At 73.3% G+C, this 13,980-nt stretch carries 12 protein-coding genes; 7 read left to right on the forward strand and 5 right to left on the reverse strand.

From position 1 onward, the window contains the following. Positions 1 to 2 precede the first annotated feature (2 nt). Positions 3 to 536: a septum formation initiator family protein gene (locus E0F75_RS29780; RefSeq protein ID WP_229314053.1), complete on the reverse strand. Its 534-nt coding sequence runs from the start codon at positions 534 to 536 to the stop codon at positions 3 to 5. After that, positions 533 to 1,489, reverse strand: coding sequence for a 16S rRNA (cytosine(1402)-N(4))-methyltransferase RsmH (rsmH, locus tag E0F75_RS29785; protein WP_229314054.1), 957 nt, complete (start codon positions 1,487 to 1,489; stop codon positions 533 to 535). Before rsmH ends, E0F75_RS29780 begins: the two co-directional genes overlap by 4 nt. A 327-nt stretch (positions 1,490 to 1,816) precedes the next feature. On the opposite strand from rsmH, the gene E0F75_RS29790 reads away from it, so the two are divergent. The 4 genes from E0F75_RS29790 (at position 1,817) to E0F75_RS29805 (ending at position 7,296) form a co-directional block, all read left to right on the forward strand. After that, positions 1,817 to 2,380, forward strand: coding sequence for a carbonic anhydrase (locus E0F75_RS29790; protein ID WP_229314055.1), 564 nt, complete (start codon positions 1,817 to 1,819; stop codon positions 2,378 to 2,380). A 145-nt stretch (positions 2,381 to 2,525) separates the two neighbouring features. Further along, positions 2,526 to 3,542 carry a MoxR family ATPase gene (locus tag E0F75_RS29795; protein WP_229314056.1) on the forward strand — a complete coding sequence of 339 codons (1,017 nt, stop codon included), beginning with the start codon at positions 2,526 to 2,528 and terminating at the stop codon, positions 3,540 to 3,542. After that, the gene (locus E0F75_RS29800) at positions 3,542 to 4,897 is read left to right on the forward strand and encodes a DUF58 domain-containing protein (protein ID WP_229314057.1); all 1,356 of its coding nucleotides are present in this window, start codon (positions 3,542 to 3,544) and stop codon (positions 4,895 to 4,897) included. The genes E0F75_RS29795 and E0F75_RS29800 overlap by 1 nt, the downstream gene beginning before the upstream one ends. Beyond that, positions 4,894 to 7,296, forward strand: coding sequence for a DUF3488 and transglutaminase-like domain-containing protein (locus E0F75_RS29805; protein ID WP_229314058.1), 2,403 nt, complete (start codon positions 4,894 to 4,896; stop codon positions 7,294 to 7,296). The genes E0F75_RS29800 and E0F75_RS29805 overlap by 4 nt, the downstream gene beginning before the upstream one ends. Before the next feature lie 644 nt (positions 7,297 to 7,940). On the opposite strand, the gene E0F75_RS29810 is transcribed toward E0F75_RS29805, so the two are convergent. The 3 genes from E0F75_RS29810 to E0F75_RS29820 form a co-directional block, all read right to left on the reverse strand. Then, a complete protein-coding gene (locus tag E0F75_RS29810) occupies positions 7,941 to 8,351 on the reverse strand; it encodes a DUF3040 domain-containing protein (RefSeq protein WP_030314489.1) in 411 nt (136 codons plus the stop codon). A gap of 272 nt (positions 8,352 to 8,623) precedes the next feature. Continuing rightward, positions 8,624 to 9,412 carry a bifunctional 2-polyprenyl-6-hydroxyphenol methylase/3-demethylubiquinol 3-O-methyltransferase UbiG gene (locus E0F75_RS29815; protein WP_229314059.1) on the reverse strand — a complete coding sequence of 263 codons (789 nt, stop codon included), beginning with the start codon at positions 9,410 to 9,412 and terminating at the stop codon, positions 8,624 to 8,626. Between the two features lie 119 nt (positions 9,413 to 9,531). Then, positions 9,532 to 10,047, reverse strand: coding sequence for an SAV_6107 family HEPN domain-containing protein (locus tag E0F75_RS29820; RefSeq protein WP_229314060.1), 516 nt, complete (start codon positions 10,045 to 10,047; stop codon positions 9,532 to 9,534). A gap of 164 nt (positions 10,048 to 10,211) precedes the next feature. Here E0F75_RS29820 and E0F75_RS29825 point away from each other — a divergent pair, with 164 nt between their 5' ends. From E0F75_RS29825 to E0F75_RS29835, 3 genes are read left to right on the forward strand one after another with little or no spacing between them, the layout of a single operon-like run. Further along, entirely contained in the window at positions 10,212 to 11,237 is a 1,026-nt protein-coding gene (locus tag E0F75_RS29825; RefSeq protein ID WP_229314061.1) for an ATP-binding cassette domain-containing protein, read from the forward strand. Continuing rightward, complete coding sequence (locus E0F75_RS29830) at positions 11,209 to 13,305, forward strand: YhgE/Pip domain-containing protein (protein ID WP_229314062.1); 2,097 nt, start codon at positions 11,209 to 11,211, stop codon at positions 13,303 to 13,305. The genes E0F75_RS29825 and E0F75_RS29830 overlap by 29 nt, the downstream gene beginning before the upstream one ends. Before the next feature lie 43 nt (positions 13,306 to 13,348). Then, positions 13,349 to 13,957, forward strand: a complete 609-nt coding sequence (locus tag E0F75_RS29835) for a TetR/AcrR family transcriptional regulator (RefSeq protein ID WP_229314063.1) — start codon at positions 13,349 to 13,351, stop codon at positions 13,955 to 13,957. Positions 13,958 to 13,980 lie beyond the last annotated feature (23 nt).

Raw genomic sequence — 13,980 nt, forward strand, 5'->3', positions numbered from 1 at the left:
GGTCACCTGCCGGAGTTCGTCGGGTCGGGTGGCGGTGCGGGTGCGCGGGCGGGCGCTGTCTGTGCGGGACCGGTGGCGGTGGCGCCCGCACCGGTGGCCGTCCCCGGCTTCGGGGAGCCGGTGGCGGGCGGCGCGGGCTTCCGGCTCGGGGTCGGGGTGGGCTTCGGGGCGGCAGCCTCCGAGGGCTCGCCGAGCACCTTGCCGTCCGGGCCCAGGAAGGCCGGGCTGCCGCCCGGGACCATGCCGAGCTCGCGGGCCCGCCGCTCCAGGGCGTCGGGGGCCGCGTAGTCGTCGACGTCCCGCTGGAGCGCCTGCTCCTCGTCGGTGAGTTCGGTGGTCCGGTCCTTGAGCTCGTTGAGCTGGAAGGAGCCCTGGTTGAGGGCCGAGTTCAGCAGCAGCAGGCTGATCAGACCGCCGCCGAGCAGCACGACGACCAGCAGGACGAAGGGGGTGCGGGCGGCCGAGCTCGGCCCCGACGGCATGAGCCGTCCGAGCCGCGCGGCCCGCCCTTTGAGCGGCCCCTTCGCCGTGGTCACAGGACGTCTTCCCGGATCCGCTCGGCGCCCCGGAGCCGGGCCGGGGCGGCGCGCCGGTTCTCGGCGACCTCCTCCTCGGTGGGCAGCTCGGCGCCGCGGGTGAGCAGCTTCAGACGAGGCTGGTACTTCTCGGGGACGACGGGCAGGCCGGGCGGGGCGGTGGTGGCCGCCCCGGCCGCGAAGACCTGCTTGACGATCCGGTCCTCCAGGGACTGGTACGAGAGGACGACGACCCGCCCGCCGACGCCGATGGCCTTCACGGCCGCCGGGATGGCCTTCTCGACGCTGTCGAGCTCGCGGTTGACCTCGATGCGCAGGGCCTGGAAGGTGCGCTTGGCCGGGTTGCCGCCGGTGCGCTTGGCGGCCTGCGGCAGGGAGTCGCGGATGAGCTCGACGAGCCGGGCGCTGTTGCTGAACGGCTCCTTGTCGCGCTCGCGCACGATCGCCGAGACGATCCGCTTGGCCTGCTTCTCCTCGCCGTACGCGCGGAGGATGCGGACCAGCTCACCGGGTGCGTAGGTGTTGAGGACCTCGGCGGCGCTGATGCCGGTCGTCTGGTCCATGCGCATGTCGAGCGGGGCGTCCTGCGCGTAGGCGAAGCCGCGGTCGGCCTCGTCCAGCTGCATGGAGGAGACGCCCAGGTCGAAGAGGACGCCGTCGACGGTGGGGAGGCCGAGCTTGTCGAGGACCTCGGGCAGCTCGTCGTACACGGCGTGGACGAGGGTGGCGCGGTCCCCGTACGGGGCGAGCCGCTCGCCGGAGAGCCGCAGGGCCTCCTTGTCCCGGTCGAGGGCGACGAGCCGCACCTCGGGGAACTGCTGCAGGAGTGCCTCGCTGTGGCCGCCGAGGCCCAGGGTGCAGTCGACGACGACCGCGCCGGGGCGCCGCAGGGCGGGGGCCAACATGTCCAGGCACCGCTGGAGCATGACCGGGACGTGTCGGTCGTTGCTCAATGCGCCCTCTCAGATCCGGCGCGGAGGTACGGGCGAGCGGGTAAGAAGGCCGAGCCGTAGGTACCGCCGCACACACGGGGGAGAAACCGCGGAAGTCGCTCGTTGTCTCCGTGAACTTCGCGTCACTTTAGTCCACGGGACCCGCCGGTCAATCAACCGGCTGGCGCGTCGCACGGCGCCGGAGAGCCGACGGGACATTCCGGACGGCTCACCCGTTCGGGGCGGGGCCGTCCAGGGCTGTGGGTTACCTCACAACAAGGCTCATTGAGGTTCTTTGTCCCCTCTCACAGCAGGCCCGGAAGGCCTGTGACCATTAACGTCGGAACCATGTCGACCTCCGCGCACCCCTCTGCCGACGCCATACGCACCGGCGGCACGGTCACCGACCGTCTCGTCGACGCGAACGCGCGTTACGCCGCCGACTTCACCGACCCGGGCATGGACGCGCGCCCCGTGCTGCGCGTCGCCGTCGTCGCCTGCATGGACGCCCGTCTCGACCTGCACTCCGCGCTCGGCCTCGAGCTCGGCGACTGCCACACGATCCGCAACGCGGGCGGCGTGGTCACGGACGACGTGATCCGGTCGCTCACCATCAGCCAGCGCGCCCTCGGCACCCGCAGCGTGATGCTGGTGCACCACACCGGGTGTGGCCTGGAATCGCTGACCGAGGACTTCCGGCACGAGCTGGAGGACGAGGTCGGCCAGCGGCCGGCCTGGGCGGTCGAGGCCTTCCGCGACGTCGACCAGGACGTACGGCAGTCGATGCAGCGGGTGCGGACCTCCCCCTTCCTGCTGCACGCCGACGACGTCCGGGGCTTCGTCTTCGATGTGACCACCGGCCTCCTGCGGGAGATCGATCCCGCGTCCGACGCCGAGACCGACCCGGCTTAAACACCCAAAGCCCGGCATTTCACCCGCACTTGTCCGCGGGCAAGTGACACAACCCGGCCATGCGAACAAGAATGCTGGGGTGCGACACCCTCCGACGATTCCACGGGGGCAGGTGTCCGTGTTCCGGAAGGCCGAGGAGGGCCGGGTGACGACCTATGACGATCGAGCGAGCCTCACTGATCTGACCACCACTGTGGAGCGGGTGCGCAGATCGGTGGAGAGTGTGATCGAGGGCAAGCCCGAGGTCGTACGGCTTTCGCTGACCGTGCTGCTCGCCGAGGGACACCTCCTCATCGAGGATGTCCCCGGCGTCGGCAAGACCATGCTGGCCAAGACCCTGGCGCGGTCCATCGACTGCTCGGTGCGCCGCATCCAGTTCACCCCCGACCTGCTGCCCTCGGACGTCACGGGCGTGTCGATCTTCGACCAGCAGCGCCGGGACTTCGAGTTCAAGCCGGGTGCGATCTTCGCGCAGATCGTGATCGGCGACGAGATCAACCGCGCCTCGCCGAAGACCCAGTCCGCACTCCTTGAGTCCATGGAGGAGCGCCAGGTCACCGTCGACGGCCAGACCTACGAGCTGCCCAGCCCGTTCATGGTGGTCGCCACGCAGAACCCGGTCGAGATGGAGGGCACCTACCCGCTGCCCGAGGCCCAGCGCGACCGCTTCATGGCCCGGGTCTCCATCGGCTACCCGAGCGCCGAGGCCGAGCTCCAGATGCTCGACGTGCACGGCTCGACCTCCCCGCTGGACGACCTCCAGCCGGTCGCCCACGCGCACGACATCCTCAAGCTGATCGAGGCGGTCCGCGCGGTCCACGTCGCCGACGCCGTACGCCGCTACGCGGTCGACATCGTCTCCGCCACCCGCACCCACACCGACCTGCGGCTCGGTGCCTCCCCGCGGGCCACCCTGCACCTGCTGCGGGCCGCCAAGGCCTCCGCCGCGCTCAGCGGCCGCGAGTACGTGCTGCCCGACGACCTCCAGGCACTCGCGGCGCCCGTCCTCGCCCACCGGCTGCTGCCGACGGCGCAGGCCCAGCTGAACCGCCGCACCGCCGAGCAGGTCGTCCAGGACATCCTGCAGCGCACCCCCGTCCCGGCCGCGGCCCCGCCCGCCGGACCCCTCTACGGCCAGCAGCCCGGCGCCCGGCGGCTGTGATGACCACCGCTGCCGTGCCGGACGGGCAGCGGGGCGACGAGGACGACCGGGGCGGTCTGCGGGCCGCCCTCGGCGGTCTCACCACCCGTGGCCGTTCCTTCCTCGCCGCCGGAGTGGCCGCCGCCGCCTGCGCGTACGTCCTCGGCCAGGCCGATCTGCTGCGCGTCGGGCTGCTGCTCGCCACGCTGCCGCTGATCTGCGTCCTGGTACTGCACCGCACCCGCTACCGGGTCGCCGCCTCCCGCCGGCTCACCCCCCAGCGGGTGGAGGCGGGCTCCGAGGCCCGGGTCCAACTGCGGATGGAGAACGTCTCCAAGCTCCCCACCGGGCTGCTGATGCTCCAGGACCACGTGCCGTACATGCTGGGGCCCCGCCCCCGCTTCGTCCTCGACCGGGTCGAGGCGGGCGGCCGGCGCGAGGTGTCCTACCGGGTCCGCTCCGACCTGCGCGGCCGCTTCCCGCTGGGCCCGCTCCAGCTGCGGCTCAACGACCCCTTCGGGATGTGCGAGCTGACCCGCTCCTTCAGCGCGTACGACACCCTCACCGTCGTCCCGCGGACCGAGGCGCTGCCGCCGGTGAAGCTCGTCGGCGAGGCCTCGGGGTACGGCGACGGACAGCAGCGCTCGCTCGCCCTCGCCGGCGACGACGACATCATTCCGCGCGCCTACCGCCACGGCGACGACCTGCGCCGGGTGCACTGGCGCTCCACCGCCCGCTACGGCGAGCTGATGGTCCGCCGCGAGGAGCAGCCGCAGCGGGCCCGCTGCACCGTCCTCCTCGACACCCGCCGGATCGCCTACCAGGGCTCCGGCCCCGACTCGGCGTTCGAGTGGGCGGTCTCCGGCGCCGCCTCCGCCCTGATCCACATGCTGGAGCGCGGCTACGCGGTCCGGCTCGTCACCGACACCGGTACCTCGGTGCCCGGCGAGGGCACCGAGGGCTTCGCCGGCTCGGCCCAGGACTCGGCCGAGTCGGCCGGTCTGATGATGGACACCCTCGCGGTCGTCGACCACTCCGAGGGCGGCGGCCTCTCCCGCGCCTCCGACGTGCTGCGCGGCGGCGACGAAGGACTGCTCGTCGCCTTCGTCGGCGATCTCGACGAGGAGCAGGCGGCCCTCACCGCCCGGATGCGGAACCGCACCGGCGCGGCCGTCGCCTTCGTCCTGGACTCCGGGACCTGGCTGACCGGCGGCGCGGTCGCCGGGGCCGTCGAGGACCGGGTACGGCAGCTGCGCGAGGCGGGCTGGACGGCGCTGGCCGTACCGCCCGCGGCCAAGCTCGCCGACCTCTGGCAGCAGGCTGCCGGAGTCCGCGCGGAGTCCGCCGCCGCCGACACCTACGGAGGATGGTCATGAGCGGGCGCGCACGGCTGACCCTGGCCGCCTGGGGCGCCACCCTGATGGCATCCGGAGCGCTGCTTCCCCTGGTGAAGCCGGCGACCTGGATCTTCACGGCCGCCTTCGTCCTCGCCCTGGTGAGCGGGGTGGGCACGCTGGCCCGACGGGCACCGCTGGCCCAGCCGCTGACCCTGCTCGCCCAGCTCGCCGTCGCGCTCCTCGCGCTGACCGCGATCTTCGCCCGCGAGCAGGCGATCCTCTGGTTCCTGCCCGGCCCGCAGGTCTTCACGCACGCCGCCGACCTGTTCGCGGCGGGGGCCGAGGACGTCGGCAGGTACGCGATCCCCGCGCCGGACACCGAGGGCATCCGGATCATGCTGGTCGGCGGCGTGGTCGCCATCGGCCTCATGGTGGACACCCTCGCCGTCTCCTTCCGCAAGGCGGCCCCGGCCGGTCTTCCGCTGCTCGCCCTGTACTCGGTGGCGGCCGGTCTCTCCGGCGGCGGCGCCGGCTGGCTCTGGTTCCTCCTCGCCGCCTCCGGCTATCTGCTGCTCCTCCTCGCCGAGGGCCGCGACCGGCTCTCGCAGTGGGGCCGGGTCTTCGGCGGCGCCCAGCGCTCCGCCAGGCCCGGCTCGTCCGTCGCGGGCGGCGGCGGCCCCACATTCGCCCCGGCCCGCACCGGTCGCCGCATCGGTGCCGTGGCCATGGGCGTCGCCATGGTCGTCCCGTTCGCGCTGCCCGGCTTCACCGGCGGCCTCATCGGCAACGGCGACGGCGAGGGAACCGGCGGCGAGGGCCGGGGCGGCACGATCTCGGCCGTGAACCCGCTGGTCTCCCTCCAGGACAATCTCCGCCAGCCCGAGGACCGGGAGGTGCTGCGCTACCGGACCAACGCCCGCGACACCTCCGGCCTGTACCTGCGGCTCGTCGCCCTCGACCAGTTCGACGGCACCTCGTGGAAGTCCTCGGCCCGCCCGATCGAGGCCGTGCCCAAGCAGCTGCCCTGGCCGGACGGACTCTCCCAGAGCGTCCGGATCACCGAGGTGACCAGCAACTTCGTCGCCTCCGAGGGGTACGAGCAGAAGTGGCTGCCGATGCCGTACCCGGCCGGCCGCGTCGACATCGACGGCCGCTGGCGGTACGAACCGGCCGGCCGGATGCTCGTCGGCGACGACAAGCAGACCACCAAGGGCGCCCGCTACACCGTCTCCAGCCTGGACGTACAGCCGACGTCCGAGCAGCTGGCCGCGGCCGGGGACGCCCCGGAGAAGCTCCTCCGCGAGTACACCAAGATCCCGGCCTCGCTGCCGGCCGATGTGAAGGCGACCGCGCTCCAGGTCACCAAGGGCGCGCGCAACGACTACGAGCAGGCGGTGAAGCTCCAGGAGTGGTTCGCCCGGGACGGCGGCTTCCGCTACGACGTGGACGTCGAGTCCGGCACCGGTGTGCAGGCGATCTCCCGCTTCCTGAAGGACAAGGAGGGCTTCTGCGTCCACTTCTCCTTCTCGATGGCGGCGATGGCCCGCTCCCTCGGCATCCCGGCCCGTGTGGCCGTGGGCTTCATGCCGGGCACGACGCAGACCGACGGCTCGGTGTCGGTCGGCATCCGGGACGCGCACGCGTGGCCCGAGCTGTACTTCGAGGGTGCGGGCTGGACGCGGTTCGAGCCGACCCCCTCGCGGGGCTCCACCCCCTCGTACACCCAGGACAACACGCCCTCGGGTACGGCCACCGGGCCCGCCCAGCCGGAGCAGAGCGCCTCGGCGCAGCCGTCCGCCGCGCCCAGCGCCTCGGCGAGCTGCACGCCGCAGGAACGCCGGCTCGGCGACTGCGGCCCGGAGGAGGCGGTGGCCGGCGCGGACTCGTCCGGCGGGGGCCCGAACCCCCTGACGGTGGTCCTGATCGTCGTGGGAGTGCTGGCGGTCCTCGCCATCCCCCTCTTCCCCCTGCTGTGGCGTACCCGGATACGGGCACGGCGGCTGGGTCCGGGCGGGGCGGCGGCCGGGGCGCGGACGCTCGCGGTCTGGCAGGAGATCCTCGACACGGCCTGGGACTACGGAATCGAACCGGACGAGTCGCAGACGCCGAGGCGTACGGCGGCCAGGATCGTCCGCCTGGGCGAACTGGGCGGCGAGGCGGCGGACGCGGTGCACCGGGTGGCCCGGGCGGTGGAGGAGGCGCTCTACGCGCCGAACCCGCGGCCGGCTTCGGGTCTGGCGGAGGAGGCGGCCCGGATCCGGGCGGGCTTCCACGCGTCGGCGGACCGCGGAACGCGCCTGCGCGCGCTCCTGGCGCCGCGGTCGGCTGCGCGGCTGCGCTGGTCGACGGCGGCGCGGTGGTCGGAGACGACGACGAGGTGGTCGATCCAGCGGGAGGCCCTGCTGACCCGCGCGATCCCCCGCCTACGCCGCAACTGACCCCCCGGAGGCCCGACCCCAACACCCCCGGGCCTCCGCCTGCATCCATACGGGCCCCGCTCGCGGCCACCACCGCGCCCCGAGCGGGGCCCCTCGCCATACCCGGCCACCACCGCGCCCCGAGCGGGGCCCCTCGCCATGCCGGCCACCACCGCGCCCCGGGCGGGGCCCTCGCCGTGCCCGGCCGCCACCGACCCGCACGCGGGCTGCCGCCCTCACCCCCGCCGTGTGGGCAATCGTCCCGCAGGGCGGGACGGGTGGGCACACGGGACGGCGCCCTCTGGCGGCGCCTCCGCCCCTTGCGCCCTGGCCCGCACCCGACTGTGCACCGCACATGGGGTGCGGGCTCAGGCGCGGAAGCCTAGGCCCGGCACAGGGCGCCGTTCCGTTGTGCCCACCCGTTCCGCCCCAGCGGAACGACTGCCCACAACGGGGGCGGGCGGCGAGAGCGGCGGCCCGGGCGGGGTGGGCACCGCCCCTGGAGGTCCCCCCGGACGGAGTCGGGGGGAGGAACATGCCCACAACGAGGGCGGCGGGCGGCGGCGTCGCAGGCGGGCACGACGAAGCCCCGCGGCCGGCGCATTCGCGCGGGCGCCACGGGGCTTCGTCGGATTCGTTGCGCGGGGCCTCCGCTCAGGGGGCCGTCAGTGGCCGCCACCCTGCTGCTCGTCGCGGCGGCGCTGCCACCGCTCTTCCATCCGGTTCATCATGGAGCGTCGCTGCCGGGTCTGACGGCCACCGGCCGTCGTCCCACCCCTGGTGGCCTGCTGCTGCTCACCCGGCTTCGGCGCCTTGCGCCATCCGGTGACCGCCAGGACCGCGCAGCCCAGCATGACGAGGAATCCCACCACGCTGATCCAGATCTGCTGTGCGACCATTCCGGCCATGAGGAGCGCGATACCCACCAGGAAGCCGGCGACTGCCTGGTAGACCCGTCGCCGGGTGTACGTACGCAGTCCGCTTCCCTCGAGCGCTGTCGCGAACTTGGGATCTTCGGCGTACAGCGCTCGCTCCATCTGCTCGAGCATTCGCTGCTCGTGCTCCGAGAGCGGCACGGAGTCCTCCTAGTCGTCGGTCGCGGGGGCGACCGGTTTGCGGCCCTTTCAGGATAGGCAGGGAATCGCCCCCGTGAAACCCGCCCTCAATGCCGAATAGCCAATCCGGGCCGCCATGCGGATCGGTTGCTGAGGCGTTGATTCCCCAGGCCCTCCTCCGTCATGCCGGATGCTGTCCCCCGATCATACGGGGCAGAGCCCGTTATCGGGCGGGCTGTGGCGTACTCCATGGAGTGCCGCGCCCCGCGCCGCCGGACGGGTGGCCGTCCGGCTCAGGCCCGCTTCTCGCCCAGTACGTGCAGCTGGGTGGCGATGGCGTGGAAGGAGGGCAGCTCGGCGGCGGCCGCCTCCAGCTTGAGCAGGGCCTCGGCCGCGCCGGGTTCGGTGTCGACGAGGACGCCCGGAACGAGGTCGGCGAAGAGCCGGACACCGTGCACCGCGCCGACGTCCAGACCGGCCCCGTCGGCCAGTTCGGTGAGCTGCTCGGCGGTGAAGCGCCGGGGTACGGGATCGCCCGCACCCCAGCGGCCCGCCGGGTCGGAGAGCGCGTGCCGGGCCTCGGTGAAGTGTCCGGCGAGGGCGCGGGCCAGGACCGCGCCGCCGAGTCCGGCGGCGAGCAGGCTGAGGCTGCCGGCGGGCCGGAGCGCGGCGACCGCGTTCCGCACGCCCTCGGCGGGGTCGTCGACGTACTCCAGGACCCCGTGGCAGAGCACCGCGTCGTAGCTCTCGCGCCCGGCCACGTCGAAGAGGCCGCTGATGTCGCCCTGGACGCCGGTGACGAGGTCGGCGACCCCGGCCTCGGCGGCCCGGCGCTCCAGCGCGAAGAGCGCGTTCGGGCTGGGGTCGACGACGGTGACCCGGTGGCCGAGGCGGGCGACCGGCACCGCGAAGTTCCCGGAGCCGCCGCCGGTGTCGAGGACGTCGAGGCTGTCCTTCCCGGTGGCCTCGACCCGGCGGTCGAGGGCCTCCTTGAGGACGTCCCAGACGACGGCGGTACGCAGGGAGGCGCGCGACGGGCGCGAGGTCGCCTCTCGACCGAAGACAGGGGAAGGGTCCGGCACGGCTGTTGACTCCTCGGTGACGGGTACGGACGCCCCCACCCTATGGCCTGGGGGGTGCCTTGCCGATCACGCCGCGAGCCCGGCCCGATCGGCAAGGCACCCCGGGGCCCGCGCCGCGGTCAGCCGCCCGCCTCGTCCACGCCCGGCTGCCGGGGCAGCACCGGCTGGAGGACGAGCAGCCGCTCGACCAGGCGCAGGAAGTACGCGGCGTCCCTGAGCAGGTCGTCCGCCTCGCGCCGGGTCGCCGCACCGGCGATCCCGGCCTCGGCGCGGGCCCTGCGCTCGGCTCCGGAGGCGAAGAGGGCGCACCACTCCGTCAGCTCGGGCGCCAGCTCGGCCAGGAGCTCCCAGGCGCTCCGTATCCGCTGTCTGCGGCGGGATCCGGTCTCGGGCCTGGCCCGGGCGGCCAGCACGGCGGCGGCGGCCCGCAGGGCGGCGAGGTGGGCCGCGGCGTACCGCTCGTGGGGGCGGTCGAGCGCGGCGGCCTCGGCGAGTCCGGCACGCGCCTTGGCGAGGAGGTCGAGGGCCGCCGGCGGGGCGGCGGCGCGCGGGACGGGGTGGATGTCGGACGCGGGTCCCGCTTGCGCGGGGGCGGGGCGTCGGCGGGGCGCGGCTGCTGCGGAAGGGCTTGCCATGACGAGTCCTCCTGTCGTCGCGTGACGGCTTCGTGGCCGTATGTGTCCATCGTGCCCGCCCCCACTGACAATCCCCCCGACCTGGGGTTTTGCTGGAAATCCCGACTCGGGGGTAACTTTTGCACTGACCAGTCAGTTCAAAAGGGGAATCGGGGGGTGGGCCCGTGGGAGCGGAAGCCGATGAGCGGCCGCACGGCGCCGCCGTCGTCGTGGACGGATTCGGGCTGAAGGGGCCGCGTGGCTGGGCCTTCCGGGAGGTCTCGTTCCGGGCCGGGCCGGGCACGCTGGTGGCGATCGAGGGGCCCTCGGGCTCGGGCCGCACCTGCCTGCTGCTCGCGCTCACCGGCCGGATGAAGGCCAAGGAGGGCACCGCCGAGGTCGGCGGCCTGGCGCTGCCCAGGAAGATGACCGCGGTGCGCCGGATCAGCGCCCTCGGGCACGTCCCCGGCGTCAGCGAGCTCGATCCCGCCTTCACGGTGGCCGAGCACCTGGGCGAGCGGGCCCTGCTCCAGCGCCGTTTCGACGGCTCCGTCCGGACCTTCCTGCGCCGCCCGTCCGAGCGGCGCGCGTCGGCCCGGGCCCGGATCGACGAGGCCGTGGCGGCCGCGGGGCTCGACCTGGCGGCCCTGCCGAAGGGCGAGCGGACCTCCGTACGAGATCTGGAGCGGCTCGAGGCACTGCGGCTCTCGATCGCCCTGGCCCTGATCGGCCGGCCCCGGCTGCTCGCCGTGGACGACACGGACCTGAAGCTCTCGGACGCCGACCGCGCCGAGGCCTGGGCGCTGCTGCGCTCGGTGGCCGACTCGGGGACCACCGTCCTGGCGGTCTGCAGCGAGGCCCCCGAGGGGGCCCTGCGGATCACCACGCTCGACGCCGCCACAGCCGTCACCGACACCGTCAAGGCGGCGGCCGGAACCGCGCCCGGCACCGAGGCCCGTACCGACGAGACCGAGGCCGCCGCCGCCAAGGCCGAGGCCGAGGTCGCAGCCGCCTCCGGCGCCGACAAGGCCGACACCGCCGACGCCGACGCCGACGCCGACACCGCCGCAGCCGACACCAAGGCGGACGACGCCCAGGTGTCCGGCAAGGCCGACGAGGCCGACGAGGCCGCCAAGGCCGACAGCGATCTCACCGAAGACACGACCGAGGAGGGGGCGGCCGATGCGCTCGCCGAAACTGGCCGCGCTTGAGCTGAAGCGCTTCGGCAGGGGAAAGCTGCCGCGCGCCGCGCTCGTCGCGATCCTGCTGCTGCCCCTGCTGTACGGCGCCCTGTACCTGTACTCGTTCTGGGATCCGTACAGCAGGCTCGACAAGATCCCCGTCGCCCTCGTCAACGAGGACCGGGGCGCCACCACCGACGGCAAGAAGATCAACGCCGGTGACGACATCACCAAGGGTCTGCTGGACAGCAAGACCTTCGCCTGGCACCGGGTGAGCGACGCCGAGGCGCGCAAGGGCGTCGAGGACGGCACGTACTACCTGTCCCTGACCATGCCCGGCGACTTCAGCTCGCGCATCGCCTCCAGCTCGGGCGACTCCCCCGAGACCGGCGCCCTGCGGGTGCGGACGAACGACGCCAACAACTACATCGTCGGCCAGATCTCCCGGACGGTGTTCTCCGAGGTCCGCACCGCGGCCTCCACCAAGTCCTCCCGCACCTTCCTCGACAAGATCTTCATCTCCTTCTCCGACATCCACGACGCCACCGCGAAGGCCGCCAAGGGCGCGGGCGACCTCAAGCAGGGCGTGGACAAGGCGAAGAAGGGCTCGAAGGACCTGGCGAACGGCCTCAAGGACGCCAAGACCGGCAGCGGCGACCTGGCCGCCGGCCTGAAGAAGCTCGACAAGGGCGCCAGGGACCTGGAGAGCGGCTCCCGCAAGGTCGCGAACGGCACGCAGTCGCTCGCCGACAAGGTGAACGGCAACGCCGACAAGGTCCGCCCCTATCTGGCGAACAACGGCAGGTCGATCCGCGACACCGCCCGGCTCGTCTCGGACTCCGCCACCGCGGTCCGCCACAACCTCGACGACCTGGTGAAGCGCGCCCCGGTGATCCGCAGCGCGGCGCACGTGGCCGACGACGAGCTGGCCAAGGCCCATCAGGAGGAGTGCGTGGCGAATCCGGCGGCCGCCGCCGAGTTCCCCACCGTCTGCGCCAAGCTCAAGGAGGCCTCGGTCACGGCCGGCGACGTCGCCACCATCGCGGACGACGTCCACGAGCTGACCAAGGGCAGCAAGGGCGACCTCAAGACCCTCGACGCGCGGCTCGTGAAGCTCACGCAGCAGGCCGACGAGCTGGCCCGCCGCGCCCCGCACCTCGACGAGGACGTCGAGGACGCCATCCGGAAGATCAACGAGCTCAACGCGGGCGCGCGGAAGGTCGCCGCCGGCGCGGAGAAGCTGCACACCGGCATCTCCGGCGCCAAGACCGGCTCCGTGAACCTCGACACCGGCGTCGGCAAGCTCAAGAAGGGCGCGGGCGACCTCGACGGCGGTCTGTTCAAGCTGGCCGACGGCTCGGGCACCCTCGCCTCCGGTCTGAAGGACGGGGTCGACCGGATCCCCGACTACGACGAGCAGGACCGCGACCGGCGTACGGAGGTCATGGCCGATCCCGTGCAGCTGGCCTCCCAGTCGCTGCACAAGGCGCCGAACTACGGCACCGGTTTCGCCCCGTACTTCATCCCGCTCTCCCTCTGGGTCGGCGCGATGGTCGCGTACATGATCATCCAGCCGCTGAACCGGCGCGCCCTGGCCGCCGGCGGCTCCGCCTGGCGGATCGCCCTCGCGGGCTGGCTCCCGGTGGCGGCGATCGGCGTCCTCCAGGTCGCGGCCCTCATGTCGGTCCTGCACTGGGGCCTCGGCCTCCAGATGGACCGCGCCGCCGGAACCGTCGGCTTCCTCGCCCTGGTCACCTGCTGCTTCTCCGCGATCATCCAGTGGCTCAACGCCCGCTTCGGCGCGGCCGGCCGGATCCTGGTCCTCGCGGTGCTGATGCTCCAGCTGACCTCGGCGGGCGGCACGTACCCCGTCCAGACCAGTCCGGGCTTCTTCAACGCCGTCCACCCCTTCCTGCCGATGAGCTACGTGGTCGAGGCCCTGCGCCGGCTGATCTCGGGCGGCGGGATCAGGCCCGTCTGGCAGGCCTGCGCGGTGCTCGCCGCGTTCACCCTGGGCGCCCTGGCGCTGACCGCCGTGTCCGCCCGCAAGAAGCAGGTCTGGACGCTCGACCGCCTCCACCCCGAACTGACCCTGTGAGACGGGGCCGGTGACACCCGCGACACCTGTGAGAATCGACCCCATGGACAGCAGCAGCACCCGACGCCAGGCCACGCGCGCGAAGCTCTACGAGGCGGCGGTCACCCTCATCGCGGAGCAGGGCTTCTCCGCGACGACGGTGGACGAGATCGCCGAGCGGGCCGGCGTGGCCAAGGGCACGGTCTACTACAACTTCAAGAGCAAGACCGAGCTCTTCGAGGAGCTGCTGCGCCATGGGGTGTCGCTGCTCACGGCCTCGCTGCGGACGGCGGCCGAGGAGACCTCCGCGCGCGGCGGGAGCCGGGTCGACGCGCTGGACGCGATGATCCGGGCGGGACTCGTCTTCATCGACCGCTACCCGGCCTTCACCCAGCTGTACGTGGCCGAGCTCTGGCGCACCAACCGGGCCTGGAACTCCACGCTCCTGGTGGTCCGCCAGGAGGCGGTCGCGGTGGTCGAGGGGGTGCTGCGGGAGGCGGTCGCGGCCGGTGAGCTGAGTGACGAGATCGACGTCCAGCTGACGGCGGCGGCGCTGGTCGGGATGGTGCTCGTGGCGGCGCTCGACTGGCAGGCCTTCCAGAGCGAGCGTTCGCTCGACGACGTGCACGCGGCGCTCTCGCGGCTGCTGCACGGCCGGGTGGGCGGCCGTTAGACCCTGTCCGCCGGTACGGAGAA

The sequence above is a fragment of the Streptomyces sp. CB02980 genome (genome assembly GCF_014451325.2).
Classification (GTDB): domain Bacteria; phylum Actinomycetota; class Actinomycetes; order Streptomycetales; family Streptomycetaceae; genus Streptomyces.

What these genes read in the sequence shown, in the direction of transcription:
- E0F75_RS29790 (WP_229314055.1), top strand. Translation starts at nt 1,817, where the DNA reads ATGTCGACCTCCGCGCACCCCTCTGCCGACGCCATACGCACCGGCGGC.
- E0F75_RS29800 (WP_229314057.1), top strand. Translation starts at nt 3,542, where the DNA reads ATGACCACCGCTGCCGTGCCGGACGGGCAGCGGGGCGACGAGGACGAC.
- E0F75_RS29805 (WP_229314058.1), top strand. Translation starts at nt 4,894, where the DNA reads ATGAGCGGGCGCGCACGGCTGACCCTGGCCGCCTGGGGCGCCACCCTG.
- E0F75_RS29820 (WP_229314060.1), bottom strand. Translation starts at nt 10,047, where the DNA reads ATGGCAAGCCCTTCCGCAGCAGCCGCGCCCCGCCGACGCCCCGCCCCC.
- E0F75_RS29830 (WP_229314062.1), top strand. Translation starts at nt 11,209, where the DNA reads ATGCGCTCGCCGAAACTGGCCGCGCTTGAGCTGAAGCGCTTCGGCAGG.
- E0F75_RS29835 (WP_229314063.1), top strand. Translation starts at nt 13,349, where the DNA reads ATGGACAGCAGCAGCACCCGACGCCAGGCCACGCGCGCGAAGCTCTAC.